General features: G+C 62.8%; 18 protein-coding genes. 13 read left to right on the top strand and 5 right to left on the bottom strand.

Annotated features, from left to right (window positions below):
* The first annotated feature begins 5 nt into the window (after positions 1 to 5).
* The gene (locus GJV18_RS10065; protein WP_160345003.1) at positions 6 to 1,085 is read left to right on the top strand and encodes a DUF3080 family protein; all 1,080 of its coding nucleotides are present in this window, start codon (positions 6 to 8) and stop codon (positions 1,083 to 1,085) included.
* Here GJV18_RS10065 and GJV18_RS10060 read toward each other — a convergent pair.
* The 3 genes from GJV18_RS10060 to rlmM form a co-directional block, all read right to left on the bottom strand.
* On the bottom strand, positions 1,043 to 1,498 hold the full coding sequence (locus GJV18_RS10060; RefSeq protein ID WP_160345001.1) for a gamma-glutamylcyclotransferase family protein: 456 nt from the start codon (positions 1,496 to 1,498) through the stop codon (positions 1,043 to 1,045). The genes GJV18_RS10065 and GJV18_RS10060 overlap by 43 nt on opposite strands.
* Positions 1,499 to 1,750: a sulfurtransferase TusA gene (gene tusA / locus GJV18_RS10055; RefSeq protein WP_160344999.1), complete on the bottom strand. Its 252-nt coding sequence runs from the start codon at positions 1,748 to 1,750 to the stop codon at positions 1,499 to 1,501.
* 75 nt (positions 1,751 to 1,825) lie between these two features.
* On the bottom strand, positions 1,826 to 2,881 hold the full coding sequence (gene rlmM, locus GJV18_RS10050) for a 23S rRNA (cytidine(2498)-2'-O)-methyltransferase RlmM (protein WP_160344998.1): 1,056 nt from the start codon (positions 2,879 to 2,881) through the stop codon (positions 1,826 to 1,828).
* A 261-nt stretch (positions 2,882 to 3,142) separates the two neighbouring features.
* On the opposite strand from rlmM, the gene GJV18_RS10045 reads away from it, so the two are divergent.
* Entirely contained in the window at positions 3,143 to 4,708 is a 1,566-nt protein-coding gene (locus GJV18_RS10045; protein WP_160344996.1) for a methyl-accepting chemotaxis protein, read from the top strand.
* A gap of 35 nt (positions 4,709 to 4,743) precedes the next feature.
* Here GJV18_RS10045 and GJV18_RS10040 read toward each other — a convergent pair whose 3' ends face one another.
* Complete coding sequence (locus GJV18_RS10040) at positions 4,744 to 5,487, bottom strand: class I SAM-dependent DNA methyltransferase (RefSeq protein WP_160344994.1); 744 nt, start codon at positions 5,485 to 5,487, stop codon at positions 4,744 to 4,746.
* 150 nt (positions 5,488 to 5,637) lie between these two features.
* Here GJV18_RS10040 and GJV18_RS10035 point away from each other — a divergent pair, with 150 nt between their 5' ends.
* Positions 5,638 to 6,117, top strand: coding sequence for a hypothetical protein (locus tag GJV18_RS10035; RefSeq protein ID WP_160344993.1), 480 nt, complete (start codon positions 5,638 to 5,640; stop codon positions 6,115 to 6,117).
* Positions 6,118 to 6,129: 12 nt separating this feature from the next.
* On the opposite strand, the gene GJV18_RS10030 is transcribed toward GJV18_RS10035, so the two are convergent.
* On the bottom strand, positions 6,130 to 6,810 hold the full coding sequence (locus tag GJV18_RS10030) for an alpha/beta family hydrolase (protein ID WP_160344991.1): 681 nt from the start codon (positions 6,808 to 6,810) through the stop codon (positions 6,130 to 6,132).
* A 107-nt stretch (positions 6,811 to 6,917) separates the two neighbouring features.
* On the opposite strand from GJV18_RS10030, the gene ccoN (GJV18_RS10025) reads away from it, so the two are divergent.
* From ccoN (GJV18_RS10025) to GJV18_RS09980, 10 genes are all read left to right on the top strand, one after another.
* Positions 6,918 to 8,357 (top strand): cytochrome-c oxidase, cbb3-type subunit I, encoded by a 1,440-nt coding sequence (gene ccoN, locus GJV18_RS10025; RefSeq protein ID WP_160344989.1) that lies wholly within the window; start codon positions 6,918 to 6,920, stop codon positions 8,355 to 8,357.
* Positions 8,357 to 8,965: a cytochrome-c oxidase, cbb3-type subunit II gene (ccoO, locus tag GJV18_RS10020; protein WP_160344987.1), complete on the top strand. Its 609-nt coding sequence runs from the start codon at positions 8,357 to 8,359 to the stop codon at positions 8,963 to 8,965. The genes ccoN (GJV18_RS10025) and ccoO (GJV18_RS10020) overlap by 1 nt, the downstream gene beginning before the upstream one ends.
* Positions 8,966 to 8,969: 4 nt before the next feature.
* The gene (locus GJV18_RS10015) at positions 8,970 to 9,155 is read left to right on the top strand and encodes a cbb3-type cytochrome oxidase subunit 3 (RefSeq protein WP_178113427.1); all 186 of its coding nucleotides are present in this window, start codon (positions 8,970 to 8,972) and stop codon (positions 9,153 to 9,155) included.
* On the top strand, positions 9,152 to 10,075 hold the full coding sequence (gene ccoP, locus GJV18_RS10010; RefSeq protein WP_160344985.1) for a cytochrome-c oxidase, cbb3-type subunit III: 924 nt from the start codon (positions 9,152 to 9,154) through the stop codon (positions 10,073 to 10,075). The genes GJV18_RS10015 and ccoP (GJV18_RS10010) overlap by 4 nt, the downstream gene beginning before the upstream one ends.
* A gap of 367 nt (positions 10,076 to 10,442) precedes the next feature.
* Positions 10,443 to 11,876, top strand: a complete 1,434-nt coding sequence (gene ccoN, locus GJV18_RS10005; RefSeq protein ID WP_160344983.1) for a cytochrome-c oxidase, cbb3-type subunit I — start codon at positions 10,443 to 10,445, stop codon at positions 11,874 to 11,876.
* Complete coding sequence (gene ccoO, locus GJV18_RS10000; RefSeq protein ID WP_160344981.1) at positions 11,876 to 12,484, top strand: cytochrome-c oxidase, cbb3-type subunit II; 609 nt, start codon at positions 11,876 to 11,878, stop codon at positions 12,482 to 12,484. Before ccoN (GJV18_RS10005) ends, ccoO (GJV18_RS10000) begins: the two co-directional genes overlap by 1 nt.
* A gap of 6 nt (positions 12,485 to 12,490) precedes the next feature.
* Positions 12,491 to 12,676, top strand: a complete 186-nt coding sequence (locus GJV18_RS09995; protein WP_160344979.1) for a cbb3-type cytochrome oxidase subunit 3 — start codon at positions 12,491 to 12,493, stop codon at positions 12,674 to 12,676.
* Positions 12,673 to 13,635 (top strand): cytochrome-c oxidase, cbb3-type subunit III, encoded by a 963-nt coding sequence (gene ccoP / locus GJV18_RS09990; protein ID WP_160344978.1) that lies wholly within the window; start codon positions 12,673 to 12,675, stop codon positions 13,633 to 13,635. Before GJV18_RS09995 ends, ccoP (GJV18_RS09990) begins: the two co-directional genes overlap by 4 nt.
* A gap of 140 nt (positions 13,636 to 13,775) precedes the next feature.
* Positions 13,776 to 15,188, top strand: a complete 1,413-nt coding sequence (ccoG, locus tag GJV18_RS09985) for a cytochrome c oxidase accessory protein CcoG (protein ID WP_160344976.1) — start codon at positions 13,776 to 13,778, stop codon at positions 15,186 to 15,188.
* Between the two features lie 12 nt (positions 15,189 to 15,200).
* Positions 15,201 to 15,737, top strand: coding sequence for a FixH family protein (locus tag GJV18_RS09980; RefSeq protein ID WP_160344974.1), 537 nt, complete (start codon positions 15,201 to 15,203; stop codon positions 15,735 to 15,737).
* The last annotated feature ends 35 nt before the right edge of the window (positions 15,738 to 15,772 follow it).

Genomic DNA, 15,772 nt, shown 5'->3' with positions numbered 1-15,772 from the left:
GCAGCATGCGCAGAGTGCTTCTAATCGGCAGCCTGGTGCTGCTCACGGCCTGCACCCCGGCCAACGACGGCCTGGCCCTGCAGGCCGATTACCTTAAACGCCTGGCCAATGTGCTGGAGGCGGACACCCCCGAGCCAATTGCACGCGAGACGCTGAGCCGCTACCGCCTGCCGTCGCGACGCGAGCGGCTGCTGGATATCCCCGAACTGCGTATCGGCCTGCTCGATCTGCTGGTCGATGCCCGTCACTGCCCCGCCCTGCAGCAGCTGATCAGCCAGCGCAACAACAGCCTGGGCAAACAACTGCAGGCCAGCCAGCGCCTGGGCTATGAAGGTGAACTGCTGCGCGCCATCGACGCCTGCCTGCCCCATCTGCAGAACGAGCGCTCGACCAGCCTGCGGCAAAGCCTGCAACAGATCGCGGCAGACAAGCGCCAGCAATTGCCGGCAGTATTCTTCAATGCCCTGAATGCCAGCCCGGAGTTCGAGGGCTATCTGCGCTTTGCCGATCAGGCACTGCCCCTAGATGCCGGGGAAGACAGCGCCGCCCTGGATGCCCTGGGCCAGCTGGCGGCCATTGGCGCGGCCCTGCCCGCGCAGTTGCCACCGCCAACCCGCGAACTGGATGGCCATTTCTTCGCCCTGTATGCCAGCGCCCAGGGCGGCCAGCTGATCACCAGCCTGGCCAGCCTCACCCACAGCCTGGAGGCCGGCAGCGCGCTGCTGGAACAGCGCCAGGCCAGCCGCCCGCCCTGCCCCCTGGGCCAGGCCACACAGCGCGGACGCATCCTGCAGAACATTTTTATCAAGTACTACGCTGGCAGCCTGCAGCCTTACCTGGCCCTGGTGCATCAGCGTAGCCAGCCATGGCGCGCAAGCTTGCAGGCCCTGCAGGCAGTGGAAGGCCTGCCGCCGGCCAGCCAGGCCTATCTGCAGCGCTTGAGCGGCGAAACGGACTCGCTGTGGAGTGATTTCAATGCCGCCACCGCGCGGCATGTGCGGGCCTGGCAGGAGACCCTGAACAGCTGCGGCCTGGCCCCGGGTCAGTCGGGATGGACGGGCAGCGCCGCCAATGAGGCCCAGTAATCCGGGCTGAGAAAATCCTGACCGGCCAGCAGATGGGCCAGATAGTCCCGCGCCGGTTGCAGCCCCGGAGCACGAAAGGCCGGATTGGCGATATACACCCAGGCCGCCTGCACGCCCAAATCGCAGTGAATGGCCAGACGCTCGCGGCTGTAATAGATGGGCGTGCCCTCGAAGTGATCCAGCTTGCCGATCTCCCGCTCATCGGCCAGGCGATAGAGCACACCCTCGACCACGCCGCCAGTCTGATGACGGATATTGGCATAGGCGCGCCCCGGCGCCCGGTCCATGGCGCGCTTGTCGAAGCACAGGGCGTAACCTGGCAGGCGACCGGACATGGCCTCGCGCACCTCCAGACCACGGGCCTGCATACGGGCCGGGTTCATGTTGGAACCGTAGGCAAAGTAGTAGGGCATTTACTCGGCCTTCTTGCGAATCCAGTACAGGTAGGTGCCGGCGTCCTCGCGCTGATCCAGCAGCTCATGGCCGAGAAACAGGCAGAACTTGGGAATATCGCGGCGGGTCGAGGGATCGGTGGCGATCACCTTGAGCAGGCCACCGGCGGCCAGGTCGCGCACCTTGTTGTGCAGCATCATCACTGGCTCCGGGCAATTCAGGCCGGTGGCGTCGAGGGTGTCATCAAGGGGCAGATCGGCAGGCAGGGACATCGGCAAGCTCCAGAAAACAGGGCGCCATTGTCGCGCAAAGCTGACCCCAAGGTCACCTCTGCACGACGTTTGGGCTTAACGGCCAACCCGGCGCAGATGGCAGGTCACTTCCTCGCGGTCGTGGTAGAGCTGCTTGCAGGCGATGGACACCTTGAGCTTGCGCTCGGCAAAGCCCTCCTGCATACGCTCAAGCAGGCGGCGCACCTCGGCATAGCGCTGCTTCATCGGCAACTTGAGGTTGACTACCGCCTCACGGCAATGGCCCTCGCCGATCCAGCGTTCCACCATGGCGGCGGTGCGCGCCGGCTTTTCCACGATATCGCAGACCATCCAGTCCACCGGCTGCTTGGGCGTCCAGGTAAAGCCATCGACCATCAGGTGCTGAACCAGACCGGTGTCCATCAGGCTTTCGGCCATGGGCCCGTTGTCGATGGCGGTGACCAGCATGCCGCGACGCACCAGCTGATAGGTCCAGCCCCCGGGGGCGGCGCCCAGGTCGACCCCGGTCATCTCATCGGACAGGCGCTCATCCCACTGCTCGCGAGGGATAAAGGTGTGCCAGGCCTCCTCCAGCTTGAGGGTCGAGCGACTCGGCGCCTCGCGGGGGAATTTCAAGCGCGGAATGCCCATGGGCCACAGCGCCGAATTATTAGGTTCGGCCAGGCCGAGAAAGACCTCGCGGCCGCTCTTGAAGGTCAACAGCAGACGCGGTTTGCGCGCATCCTCGACCAGCTTGCCGGCCTTGCTCAACGCCTTGCGCAGCGGCGCCTCGAACTTCTTGCAGAAGTTCGACAGCTCCTTGCCCTCATTGCTGTCCAGCACTTCCAGCCACAGGCTGCCGCACTGCGGGTAATCCGCCAGGGCTTCAAGCAGCACGCTGATACGGTCGCTCTCGGGTAATTCAACAAAGCGGCCACGCGCCCATTGCCGGGGGAAGATCAGCTGATTGAAACGCAGGCCGGCCATCAGACGCTCGACGCCATCCGCTTCGCTGCAGATAAATTCGGCGCAGGCACTGGCCGGCTTGCCCTTGGCATAACCGGCTATCTGCAGACGGGCCGCCTGCTCGCTGATCTCGGCGCACACCTCGCCCTCGAAACCGGGGCGGCAGTGCAGAAACAAAGTGTTCATGGCTACTCTCCTGAAGGCCCGCATCATAGCAAGTCCGACCTGTGGCGCAGGCGCCAAACCGAGCAAAGCGCTGCCATGAGGGTTAAACTTCACCCTTCGATCAAGTTTACCTGCGCCTGTAACTGCAACAGCAGACGTGGCGTCATACCCTTTTCCAGGCTCAGGCAATGGCCATGACCTACCACCGATGCGCCCCAGGCCGACTAAACTTCTGCCTGCTCCGGCCGATGATTCGGTATCGCCAACAGGGATAAGCAGTCCATGCGCAATAATCAGCCCGTCACTCAACGTGAACGCACCTTCCCAGCCCAGCAACGGCTGATCTCCACCACCGACCTCAAAGGGCAGATCACCTACTGCAACGACGCCTTTGTCGAGATCAGCGGTTTTTCCCGTGATGAGCTGATGCGCGCGCCACACAACCTGGTGCGCCACCCCGATGTGCCACCGGCGGTATTCGCCCACATGTGGAACACCCTGAAGCAGGGCAAGCCGTGGATGGGCATCGTCAAGAACCGCAGCAAGAATGGTGACCACTACTGGGTCAATGCCTATGTCACACCGATGCTGGAAGGCAGCCAGGTGGTGGGCTACGAGTCGGTGCGGGTCAAACCCACCGCCGAGCAGGTACGCCGCGCCGAAGCCCTGTACAAACGGATCAACAGCGGCAAGTCGGCCATTCCCAAGCGCGACGCCTGGTTGCCGGTGCTGCAGGCCTGGCTGCCCTTTATCCTGGTCAGCCAGATCGGTTTTCTGATCGGCATGTGGCTGGGTCATGGCTGGGGCTTCCTGCTCGCCGCCCTGCTCTCCGTGCCCCTGGGCCTGATCGGCCTGGCCTGGCAGAACCGTGGACTCAAGCGCCTGCTGCAACTGGCCGAACAGACCACCTCCGACCCGCTGATCGCACAGATGTACACCGACAGCCGTGGCGACCAGGCCCGCCTGGAAATGGCCATGCTCAGCCAGGATGCGCGCCTGAAGACCTGCCTGACCCGCCTGCAGGACACCGCCGAGCACCTCACCAGCCAGGCCCGGCAGGCCGACACCCTGGCGCACAAGAGCTCCACCGGGTTGGAGCGCCAGCGCCTGGAAACCGAGCAGGTGGCCACCGCCATCAACGAAATGGCCGCCACCACCCTGGAGGTGGCCAGCAACGTGGCACGCACCGCCATCGCCACCCAGGATGCCAACCGCCTGACCCACGCCGGCCGCGATATCGCCGCGCAAACCCGCCAAGCCATCCAGCGCCTGTCGCAATCGGTGGGCGACACCGGCGAGACGGTGACCCGCCTGGCCCAGGACAGCAACGAAATCGGTGGCGTGGTCGACGTGATCAAGGGCATTGCCGACCAGACCAACCTGCTGGCCCTCAACGCCGCCATCGAGGCTGCCCGCGCCGGCGAAATGGGTCGCGGCTTCGCCGTGGTGGCCGATGAAGTGCGCTCCCTGGCCCAGCGCACCGCCGAGTCCACCGGGCAAATCCACCAGCTGATCGCCAAACTGCAACGCACCGCCGAAGAGGCCGTGGCCGCCATGGAAGTGGGCCGCAAGCAGGCCGATGAAGGCGTCGAGCGGGTGCAGGAGGCCGATGATGCGCTGGTGGGTATCAGCGAGGCGGTGGCCAATATCACCGACATGGCCAACCAGATCGCCGCCGCCGCCGAGGAGCAGAGCGCAGTGGCCGACGAGGTCAACCGCAGCATCACCACCATCGCCCAACTGGCCGACCAGACTGCCGGAGAGGCCCTCAATACGGCTCACCTGAGCGAAGAGCTGACCCGTACCGCCCAGGGCCAGTATTCCCTGGTGGAGCGCTTTAACCGCTAGGAATCTGTTTCACGCCCCTGTCACAGCCAGGGGCGTCATTTCTTGACGCAGACAAACAGTGCATTGCCGGCCTGGCCATCCCAGGGCTCGATCTTCTGGTAATCATGGGCCAGCACATGCACCTCGAAGTCAGGCGCCAGCAATTGCTGCAACTCGGCAAAGTCCACCGCCACCATGGGGTGCTCGTCCTCCCAACTCTGGGTTACGCCCTGGGTGGTTTTCTCGATAGCCAGCCTGAGGCTCTGCCTGTCGCCCTGCCCCTGGTAATGCCAGCCGGAGCTGAAGACAAACTGGCTGTCACCCTGCACGGCGGTATGCCGGGCCCATGAGCAGTTGTCGATCCGGGTCTTGTCAACGGCATTGAAGCAGAACAGCCCCGCCGGGCTGAGCGCGGCATGCACCCGGCCCAGGCAAGCGCCCAGCCCGGCCAGATCGCCACAATAGTGCAACGAGTAGAGAAAACAGGTGATCAGATCCTGCGCTTCGGCCACCGCGAAGCTGCGCATATCCTGCAGGGAAAATTGCGCCTCGGGGCAGCGCTGGCGGGCCAGCTCCAGCATCGGCTGATTCAGGTCCAGGCCACTGCTGGCAAAGCCCATATCGATAAAGTGGCGCACATGGGGCCCGCTGCCGCAGGCCAGGTCCAGATGGCGCCGACCCTGGTTGCCGAACAGCTGGTGCAGGCGGCGCAGCATCTGGCTTTGCGCCGGATAGTCGATATCGGCGCACATCAGGTCGTAATAGCCGGACAGGTCGGTGTAGAGGGCATTGGTGGTCATAGTCACCTGGCGGCATGGGTGCAAAAAGGTGGCGCATGGTACAGCAAGGCTATCTGGCGGGGGCTACCGGTGAGCATGCCGAGCCGCTTTATTCGACCGCAAACACGCAATCACCTAACCTGCAGGTCACCTGTACCCCGGGAGGCCTGCATGCCCCTCAACTACCTACTTGCGCTCGGCACACTCACCCTGTTTGGCGGCATTTCCCTTTACCTGCTGCCGCTTGAGCCCAACCTGCTGGCTCTGCAGTTCAGCTTTAACCAACATGACTTTCAGACCGTCATTGCGAAATGGCAAGGTGAGGCACTGCAGCGCTTTACCCTGCACTTCTGGGCCGATTTCGCCCTGCTGCTCTGCTACGGACTGTGGGGCTATCGCCTGACAAGCAGCGGCTCCATTGCCTGGCACCTGCCCCCTTACTGGCGCAGCCTAGGCGCTTGGCTGCTACCCCTGGCCGCCGTCTGTGACGCCCTGGAAAACCTGCTGCAGCTCTATCTGCTGCAACAGCCGACTGCTCCGGCAGCGCTCTATGCCCTGGCCGGTATGGCGGCGCTGCTGAAATGGCTGCTGTTTATCGGCTTTGCCCTGCTGCTGGCCTGGGCCTGGACAAGGCGCCGTCATGGAGCCTGATCAGATCGCGAGTCAGCCCCGCAAAAAAGCCGTCACCGCCTCGGCCGCCGCCTGCAGATGCCGGGCCTGGGTCAGGCCGCTGCTTTTCAGCGGTTTCAGATCATGGTCGGCGGCCTGCAGCCAGTGCAGTTGAATCGCCGCTGACAAGTCATAGCCCTGCACCGCCTCGCGATTGCCCAGGGCGTCGCGCTCGCCCTGGATAATCAGGGTTGGCGTGCGCAGCTCGGCCAGGTGCGCAACCCGCGGCTTTTCCGGCTTGCCCACGGCATAGAAGGGATAGCCCAGGCAGACCAGGGCGTCGACGCCCAGCTCATCGGCCAGCAGGCTGGCCATGCGCCCGCCCATGGACTTGCCGCCGATGGCCAGGGGCCCTGCGACCTGTTGGCGCACCTGGGCATAGACCTCACGCCACTGCTCCAGCAGCTGGGCCTGGGGGTTAGGCGGACGCTTCTTGCCATCGAGCCGGCGTGCGGCCATATAGGCAAACTCGAAGCGCACCACCTGCACCCCGCATGCCGCCAGGCGCCGGGCCATGTCCGTCATAAAGTCGCTGTCCATCGGGGCGCCGGCGCCATGGGCCAGAATCAGGGTGGCCAGCGGCTCACCTGCAGCCCTGTCCCAGAGCTGGCCCGTTGCTAGCTCCCTGAGCGCGCATTGATCCCCGTCAATACCTGCGTCTGTCGCTTTATTCATGCTTGCCTCGCTTTAGGACTCTATCGGCCTGCGCCATGGCGAATTGTCCATGCGCGACCGGAAGTTTCTCAACGCTTTGCCAATAAACCGTGGATGGAAGCCCAGACATGAACACAACAACCAGTGCCGCCTACAACTACAAGGTGGTTCGCCAATTCGCCATTATGACGGTGGTGTGGGGCATAGTCGGGATGGGGGTCGGGGTGCTGATCGCAGCACAGCTGGTCTGGCCCGAACTGAACCTCGACCTGCCCTGGACCAGCTTCGGTCGCCTGCGCCCACTGCATACCAATGCGGTGATCTTCGCCTTCGGCGGCTGCGCCCTGTTCGCCACCAGCTATTACGCGGTACAGCGTACCAGCCAGGCCACCCTGTTCGCGCCGAAACTGGCCGCGTTCACCTTCTGGGGCTGGCAGGCGGTGATTCTGCTGGCGGCCATCACCCTGCCCCTGGGCTGGACCAGCTCCAAGGAGTACGCCGAGCTGGAATGGCCGATCGATATCCTGATCACCGTGGTCTGGGTCAGCTACGCCATCGTCTTCTTCGGCACCGTGATGAAGCGCAAGGTCAGCCATATCTATGTGGGCAACTGGTTCTTCGGTGGTTTTATCCTCACCGTGGCCATCCTGCACCTGGTCAACAACATGGCCATGCCGGTGAGCCTGACCAAGTCCTACTCGGCCTATGCCGGCGCCACCGATGCGATGATCCAGTGGTGGTACGGGCATAACGCCGTGGGCTTCTTCCTCACCGCGGGCTTTCTGGGGATGATGTACTACTTCGTGCCCAAGCAGGCGGGTCGTCCGGTCTATTCCTATCGCCTGTCGATCGTGCACTTCTGGGCGCTGATCGCCGTCTACATCTGGGCCGGCCCGCACCATCTGCACTACACCGCCCTGCCGGACTGGGCGCAGAGCCTGGGCATGATCATGTCCCTGATCCTCCTGGCCCCCAGCTGGGGTGGCATGATCAACGGCATGATGACCCTCTCCGGGGCCTGGCATAAGCTGCGCACCGACCCGATCCTGCGCTTTCTCGTGGTGTCCCTGGCCTTCTACGGCATGAGCACCTTCGAAGGCCCGATGATGGCGATCAAGACCGTCAACGCCCTGTCCCACTACACCGACTGGACCATCGGCCACGTACACGCCGGCGCTCTCGGCTGGGTAGCCATGGTTTCCATCGGATCGCTCTACCACCTGCTGCCCAAGGTCTTCGGTCGTCAGGAAATGCACAGCATCGCCCTGATCAACCTGCACTTCTGGCTGGCCACCATCGGCACCGTGCTCTATATCGCCTCGATGTGGGTCAACGGTATCGCCCAGGGCCTGATGTGGCGTGCGGTAAACGAGGACGGCACCCTGACCTACTCCTTCGTTGAAGCCCTGGAAGCCAGTCACCCCGGCTTCGTAGTACGCCTGATCGGCGGCGCGATCTTCTTCAGCGGCATGCTGGTGATGGCCTGGAACGTCTGGCAGACCGTGCGCGACACCCAGGCTGCCGAAATGGAAGCCGCCGCGCAGTTCTCGGTTGAAGGAGCCCACTGATGAAACACGAAATACTCGAAAAGAACATCGGCCTGATGGCCCTGCTGATGGTGTTGGCCGTCAGCGTGGGCGGCCTGACCCAGATCGTCCCGCTGTTCTTCCAAGATGTGGTCAACGAGCCGGTAGCCGGCCTCAAGCCCTACACCGCGCTGCAGCTGGAAGGCCGCGACGTATACATCAAGGAAGGCTGCGTGGGCTGCCATTCGCAGATGATCCGCCCGTTCCGCGCCGAGACCGAGCGCTACGGCCACTACTCGGTAGCCGGTGAAAGCGTCTACGACCACCCCTTCCTCTGGGGCTCCAAGCGCACCGGCCCGGATCTGGCCCGCGTCGGCGGCCGCTACTCGGACGAGTGGCACCGCGCCCACCTGTACAACCCGCGCAACGTGGTGCCGGAGTCGAAGATGCCGGCCTACCCCTGGCTGGTGGAAAACACCCTCGACGGCCAGGACACGCCGAAGAAGATGCAAGCCCTGCGCACCCTCGGCGTGCCCTACACGGACGAGGACATCCAGGGAGCCACTGATGCGGTCAAGGGCAAGAGCGAGATGGATGCCATGGTCGCCTACCTGCAAGTGCTCGGCATTGCCGTGAAAAACAAGAGGTAAGGCCATGACACCTGAACTGATTGATATCGGCATGGTGCGGGGCATCGGTACGGCATTGGTCATGCTGTCCTTTGTCTGCGTAACCCTGTGGGCCTACAGCGGCAAACGTCACCAAGCCTTCAGCGAAGCGGCCCTGCTGCCCTTCGCCGATGAAACCAAGCCTGCTGCATCGAGGAGCAACACCCCATGAGCACTTTCTGGAGTTGGTACATCTCCCTGCTGACCATCGGCACCCTGCTCGCCCTGTTCTGGCTGATCTTCGCCACGCGCAAGAGCGAAGTGCACAAGAGCGAGACCGATCAGACCATGGGCCACGCCTTCGATGGCATCGAGGAGTACGACAACCCGCTGCCCAAGTGGTGGTTCATGTTGTTTATCGGCACCCTGATCTTCTCCATCGGCTATCTGGTTCTGTACCCCGGCCTGGGCAATTTCAAGGGCTGGCTGCCAGGTTATGAAGGCGGCTGGACCCAGGTCGCCCAGTGGGAAAAGGAAATGGACAAGGCCGACGAGCTGTATGGGCCGATCTTCGCCAAATATGCCGCCATGCCCCTGGAAGAAGTAGCCAAAGACGAGCAGGCACTGAAAATGGGTGGCCGCCTGTTTGCCACCTATTGCTCGATCTGCCATGGCTCCGACGCCAAGGGCGCAGTGGGCTTCCCCAACCTGACCGACAACCACTGGCGCTGGGGTGGTGATGCTGCCTCGATCAAGACCAGCATCCTCAACGGTCGCGTTGGCGCCATGCCGGCCTGGGGCGAGATCCTCGGCGAAGAGGGCGTACAACAGGTCGCCGCCTATGTACGCAACGGCCTGGCCGGCCTGCCGCTGCCGGCGGACAAGTCTTTCGACCTGGACAAGGGCGCGCAGATCTACGCCAGCAGCTGTCAGGCCTGTCACGGCGCCGAAGGCAAGGGCATGGCCATGCTCGGTGCGCCGGACCTGACCCACAATGCCGGCTGGATCTATGGCAGCAGCCTGGCGCAGCTGCAGCAGACCATCCGCTATGGCCGCAACGGTCAGATGCCGGCCCAGGAGCAATACCTGGGTAACGACAAGGTGCATCTGCTGGCTGCCTATGTATTGAGCCTGAGCAAGACCGAGCAGTAACCCAACCCTGACTGCAGGCGCGCAATGCGCCTGCAGCCGGGCTCCAGGCAGAGGGCCCGGCAAACAGCCGCTTTACCCCGCCCCATGCGACCCAAGGTCGCACCCTCCCGACCAGTGACCTGCAGGCGCCCTGACTTGAGCTAATCTGTCTCACAGTCGCCAGCTGCCATAACTCCAAGGCGATTCCTATCTTTGCGCTGCGCCGTCATGGGCGCTCAATGCTACCGACAAGACTGTGTCGGCCCGTATGAATCAGGCTTCAAGCGCCTTGCCACGCCCGGATGCGTCGTTGCAATGGCTACCTGCTTTCTCCATACTTGCCGCCGTTTTTTGTCCCCTAAAAACTCCATTAACCGTGGAACCCAGCATGAGCTCAGCAATCGCTTATAACTACAAGGTGGTTCGCCAATTCGCCGTCATGACGGTGATTTGGGGCGTCATCGGCATGGCCTTGGGTGTGTTTATCGCCGCACAACTGGTGTGGCCCGAACTCAACCTGGGCCTGGAATGGACGAGCTTCGGCCGTCTGCGTCCCCTGCACACCAACGCGGTGATCTTTGCCTTCGGCGGCTGCGCCCTGATGGCCACCTCGTTTTATGTGGTGCAACGCACCAGTCAGGCGCGCCTGATTTCCGATGGCCTGGCGGCCTTTGTATTCTGGGGTTGGCAAGCCGTGATCGTGCTGGCCGTGATCACCCTGCCCCTGGGCCTGACCGGCTCCAAGGAATATGCCGAGCTGGAATGGCCCATCGATATCCTTCTGGGGATCGTCTGGGTGGCCTATGCCGTGGTGTTCTTCGGCACCGTGATCAAGCGCCAGACCAAGCATATTTATGTGGGTAACTGGTTCTTCGGCGCCTTTATCCTGGTCACCGCCATGCTGCACATCGTCAACAGTGCGGCCATGCCGGTCAGCCTGTTCAAGTCGTACTCCATGTACGCCGGGGCGACCGACGCGATGATCCAGTGGTGGTACGGCCACAACGCGGTGGGTTTCTTCCTCACCACCGGTTTCCTGGGGATGATGTACTACTTCGTACCCAAGCAGGCCGAGCGCCCGATCTACTCCTATCGCCTGTCCATCGTGCACTTCTGGGCGCTGATCACCCTGTACATCTGGGCCGGCCCGCACCACCTGCACTACACCGCGCTGCCGGACTGGGCCCAGAGCCTGGGCATGGTGATGTCCATTATTCTGCTGGCACCCAGCTGGGGCGGCATGATCAACGGCATGATGAGCCTGTCCGGCGCCTGGCATAAGCTGCGCACCGACCCGATCCTGCGCTTCCTCGTGGTGTCCCTGGCCTTCTACGGTATGTCCACCTTCGAAGGCCCGATGATGGCGATCAAGACCGTCAACGCCCTGTCCCACTACACCGACTGGACCATCGGCCACGTACACGCCGGGGCGCTGGGCTGGGTAGCCATGATCTCCATCGGCTCGCTCTATCACCTGATTCCCAAGGTGTTTGCCCGTGAGCAGATGCACAGCGTCGCCCTGATCAACGCGCACTTCTGGCTGGCCACCATCGGCACCGTGCTGTACATCGCCTCGATGTGGGTCAACGGCATCACCCAGGGCCTGATGTGGCGTGCGGTCAACGAAGACGGCACCCTCACCTACTCCTTCGTTGAAGCCCTGGAAGCCAGCCATCCGGGTTACATCGTGCGCATGATCGGTGGCGCCTTCTTCGTCGCCGGCATGCTGCTGATGGCCTACAACACCTACCGCACCGTGCGTGCCGCCAAGGCTTCTGAGTACGAAGCCGCTGCACAGATCCCTGCTGGAGTAGCGCACTGATGAAACACGAAATTCTTGAAAAGAATATCGGCCTGATGGCGCTGCTGATGGTTCTGGCCGTCAGCATCGGCGGCCTGACCCAGATCGTCCCGCTGTTCTTCCAGGACGTGACCAATGAGCCGGTGGAGGGCCTCAAGCCCTACACCGCGCTGCAGCTGGAAGGCCGCGACATCTATATCCGTGAAGGCTGCGTGGGCTGCCATTCGCAGATGATCCGTCCGTTCCGCGCCGAAACCGAGCGTTATGGCCACTATTCGGTGGCCGGTGAAAGCGTCTGGGATCACCCCTTCCTGTGGGGTTCCAAGCGTACCGGCCCGGATCTGGCCCGCGTCGGCGGCCGCTACTCGGACGAGTGGCAGCGTGCCCACCTGTACAACCCGCGCAACGTGGTACCGGAGTCGAAGATGCCGGCCTACCCCTGGCTGGTTGAGAACAAGCTCGACGGCAAATACACCGCCAAGAAGATGGAAGTGATGCGCGGCTTTGGCATCCCTTACACCGACGAGGACATCGCCGGTGCCCAGGACGCAGTGAAAGGCAAGACCGAAATGGACGCCATCGTGGCGTACCTGCAGGTGCTTGGCACATCCATCAAGAACAAACGGTAACGCACTATGGATATCGGGATGATCCGCGGCATAGGCACCGCCATAGTCTTTATCGCCTTTGTTGGCGTGGTGCTATGGGCCTACAGCAGCAAGCGTAAAGACAGCTTCGACGAGGCCGCCAACCTGCCCTTCGCCGATGATCCCCAACCCAAAGAGCGTGACGAGCAATCTTCCAGGAGCAATAACCAATGACCACGTTCTGGAGTTGGTACATCACCATTCTGTCGCTGGGCACCATCTTCGCCCTGACCTGGCTGATCTTCGGCACCCGCAAGGGCCAGCGCCAGGAGACCACCGAGGAAACCGTCGGGCATAGCTTCGACGGCATCGAGGAGTACGACAACCCGCTGCCCAAGTGGTGGTTCATGCTGTTTGTCGGCACCATCATCTTCTCCCTGGGCTACCTGGCCCTGTACCCGGGCCTGGGCAACTTCAAGGGTTTCCTGCCGGGCTACAGCCACCTCGACAGCAAGACTGAAACCGCCTTCGCCACTGGCGAAAGCGGCTGGACCGGGGTGCACCAGTGGGAAAAGGAAATGGCCAAGGCCGACGCTCTTTACGGGCCGATCTTCGCCAAATATGCCGCCATGCCCATCGAACAGGTGGCTCAGGATGAGCAAGCCCTGAAGATGGGTGGCCGCCTGTTCGCCTCCAACTGCTCGGTTTGCCACGGCTCCGACGCCAAGGGTGCCTACGGCTTCCCCAACCTGACCGACAGCGACTGGCTGTATGGCGGCGACCCGGAAACCATCAAGACCACCCTGCTCAAGGGTCGTCAGGGCATGATGCCGGCACAGCTTGCCGTTATCGGCGAAGATGGCATACGTAATGTCGCAGGTTACATTCGCAGCCTCTCCGGCCTGAAAAACCCGGAAGGTATCGAAGTTGACCTTGCTGCAGGTCAAGACATCTTCGCGGCCAATTGTGCAGTCTGTCATGGTGCCGATGCCAAGGGCCAACAGGCTCTGGGCGCGCCGAATCTGACGGACAAGGTCTGGCTGTATGGTTCCAGCTTTGCCCAGGTCCAGCAGACTCTGCGTTACGGTCGCAGCGGCAAGATGCCTGCTCAGGAAGACTTCCTCGGCAACGATAAAGTGCACCTGCTGGCGGCTTACGTGTACAGCCTGTCGCAAGACAAAGCGGAGAAGTGATTCTCCAGGGCCGAGCAGGCGCGACCCCCGGTCGCAGCCTCTCGGCCGGCATCACAGGCGTACCATAGCGCAGCTGCGAGAACGACCCAGGCCGGCACGTATCGACCCGGGCAGCCAACCAACCGCTGTGGTACGTACTGATGAACAGCCAGATTCCCGTCAAAGATGTCACCCCTGCCAAGGCCAAGGTCGAATCCGTCGATCTGTATGCCAGCCGCGAAAAGATCTACACCCGCTCCTTCACCGGCCTGTTCCGCAACCTGCGCATGGTCGGCGGCGCCTTTCTGTTTATTCTGTATTTCGGCACTGTCTGGCTGAACTGGGAAGGGCACCAGGCCGTGTGGTGGAACCTGCCCGAGCGCAAGTTCCATATCTTCGGCGCCACCTACTGGCCCCAGGATTTCATGCTGCTGTCCTGGCTGTTGATCATCTGCGCCTTCGGCCTGTTCCTCATCACCGTATTCGCCGGCCGCGTGTGGTGCGGCTATACCTGCCCGCAAAGCGTGTTCACCTGGGTGTTCATGTGGGCCGAGAAGGTCACCGAGGGTGACCGCAACCAGCGCATGAAGCTGGACAAGACGCCCATGACGGCGCAGAAATTCCTCCGCAAGCTGGCCAAGCACGGCATCTGGGTCGGGGTATCCCTGGCCACTGCCATCACCTTCGTCGGCTACTTCACCCCGATCCGCGACCTGATCCCCGAGCTGCTCACTCTGCAAGCCAGCGGCTGGGCGCTGTTCTGGGTCGGCTTCTTCACCCTGGCCACCTACGGCAACGCCGGCTACCTGCGCGAACAGGTGTGCATCTATATGTGCCCCTATGCGCGCTTCCAGAGCGTGATGTTCGACCAGGACACCCTGATCGTCTCCTACGACCCGCGCCGCGGTGAGAGCCGTGGCCCACGCAAGCGCGATGCCGACTACAAGGCCCAGGGTCTGGGCGACTGCATCGACTGCAAGATGTGCGTGCACGTCTGCCCCACCGGCATCGATATCCGCGACGGTCTGCAGATCGAGTGCATCGGCTGCGCCGCCTGCATCGACGCCTGCGACAGCATCATGGAGAAGATGGACTACCCCAAGGGCCTGATCAGCTACACCACCGAACACAACCTGTCCGGACAGAAGACCCATATGCTGCGCCCGCGCCTGATCGGCTATGCCGTGGCACTGAGCGTGATGATGGGGGCCTTCGCCTGGGCCGTGGCCAGCCGCTCCCTGGTGGAGCTGGATGTGATCAAGGACCGCGTGCTGTTCCGCGAGAACGAGGAAGGCCGCATCGAGAACGTCTACACCCTGAAGATCATGAACAAGGCGCAGCACGATGTGACCTATGTGATCGAAGCTGATGGCCTGGACGGCCTGGTCTATGAGGGCAAGAAGGAAGTCACCGCCCTGGCCGGCGAGATTCTCTCCCTGCCGGTGGAGCTGTCCATCGACCCCGAGAAGCTGCCCTCCAGCGCCAACAAGATCCTCTTCCGCCTGCAGGCGCTGGACGATCCAAGTATCCACACCGACGCCGACAGCCGCTTTATCGGCCCCAGCGTCCGCTGATTCGAGAGCCCCATGAGCGAGACCCCCGACATCATCAAGCCCTGGTACAAGCAGTTCTGGCCCTGGTTCATCATCGCCATGCTGGGCTACTCGGTGGTCCAGGGCCTGACCCTGCTGACCATCGCCAGCAAGAACCCGCCCGGGCTGATTTCCGATGACTATTACGACGTCGGCAAGGGCATCAATCAGTCGCTGGAGCGGGAAAACCACGCCGAACGCCTCAAGCTGCGCGGCAACCTGACGCTGGACAATGAAACCGGCACGGCCAGCTTGCAACTGGAAGGCTTCAGCCGCCCACAGCACCTGCTGCTCAACCTGATCTCGCCGACCCAACCCGAGCGCGATCGCCGCGTGGTGCTGCAGCCCCTGGCCGATGGCCGTTACAGCGGGCAGATGGTCGACGCCGTGGAAGGCCGTCGTTTTGTCGAACTGCTCGGCCAGGAAGGTGGCAAGGACTGGCGCCTGTTCCAGGAGGCAACCCTGGTCAGCGGCAAGGAGGTTCTCCTGGATGCCGCCCTGTACCCGCACGACACACAAGTCACCCAGTAAGCCATGAGGCCGTACCCCATGCTGTCACAGCACGC

Origin of the sequence: Pseudomonas xionganensis (assembly GCF_009763245.1) — a bacterium.
In the GTDB taxonomy this organism is placed as follows: Bacteria; Pseudomonadota; Gammaproteobacteria; order Pseudomonadales; family Pseudomonadaceae; genus Aquipseudomonas; species Aquipseudomonas xionganensis.
Note: the sequence above shows the minus strand (reverse complement) of the source record. Positions and strands in the feature narration are given on the sequence as shown.

Bases quoted from the DNA above. Each gene is read 5' to 3' on its own strand.
- GJV18_RS10065 (WP_160345003.1), top strand. From the start codon at position 6: ATGCGCAGAGTGCTTCTAATCGGCAGCCTGGTGCTGCTCACGGCCTGC.
- GJV18_RS10060 (WP_160345001.1), bottom strand. From the start codon at position 1,498: ATGCCCTACTACTTTGCCTACGGTTCCAACATGAACCCGGCCCGTATG.
- tusA (WP_160344999.1), bottom strand. From the start codon at position 1,750: ATGTCCCTGCCTGCCGATCTGCCCCTTGATGACACCCTCGACGCCACC.
- rlmM (WP_160344998.1), bottom strand. From the start codon at position 2,881: ATGAACACTTTGTTTCTGCACTGCCGCCCCGGTTTCGAGGGCGAGGTG.
- GJV18_RS10045 (WP_160344996.1), top strand. From the start codon at position 3,143: ATGCGCAATAATCAGCCCGTCACTCAACGTGAACGCACCTTCCCAGCC.
- GJV18_RS10040 (WP_160344994.1), bottom strand. From the start codon at position 5,487: ATGACCACCAATGCCCTCTACACCGACCTGTCCGGCTATTACGACCTG.
- GJV18_RS10035 (WP_160344993.1), top strand. From the start codon at position 5,638: ATGCCCCTCAACTACCTACTTGCGCTCGGCACACTCACCCTGTTTGGC.
- GJV18_RS10030 (WP_160344991.1), bottom strand. From the start codon at position 6,810: ATGAATAAAGCGACAGACGCAGGTATTGACGGGGATCAATGCGCGCTC.
- ccoN (WP_160344989.1), top strand. From the start codon at position 6,918: ATGAACACAACAACCAGTGCCGCCTACAACTACAAGGTGGTTCGCCAA.
- ccoO (WP_160344987.1), top strand. From the start codon at position 8,357: ATGAAACACGAAATACTCGAAAAGAACATCGGCCTGATGGCCCTGCTG.
- GJV18_RS10015 (WP_178113427.1), top strand. From the start codon at position 8,970: ATGACACCTGAACTGATTGATATCGGCATGGTGCGGGGCATCGGTACG.
- ccoP (WP_160344985.1), top strand. From the start codon at position 9,152: ATGAGCACTTTCTGGAGTTGGTACATCTCCCTGCTGACCATCGGCACC.
- ccoN (WP_160344983.1), top strand. From the start codon at position 10,443: ATGAGCTCAGCAATCGCTTATAACTACAAGGTGGTTCGCCAATTCGCC.
- ccoO (WP_160344981.1), top strand. From the start codon at position 11,876: ATGAAACACGAAATTCTTGAAAAGAATATCGGCCTGATGGCGCTGCTG.
- GJV18_RS09995 (WP_160344979.1), top strand. From the start codon at position 12,491: ATGGATATCGGGATGATCCGCGGCATAGGCACCGCCATAGTCTTTATC.
- ccoP (WP_160344978.1), top strand. From the start codon at position 12,673: ATGACCACGTTCTGGAGTTGGTACATCACCATTCTGTCGCTGGGCACC.
- ccoG (WP_160344976.1), top strand. From the start codon at position 13,776: ATGAACAGCCAGATTCCCGTCAAAGATGTCACCCCTGCCAAGGCCAAG.
- GJV18_RS09980 (WP_160344974.1), top strand. From the start codon at position 15,201: ATGAGCGAGACCCCCGACATCATCAAGCCCTGGTACAAGCAGTTCTGG.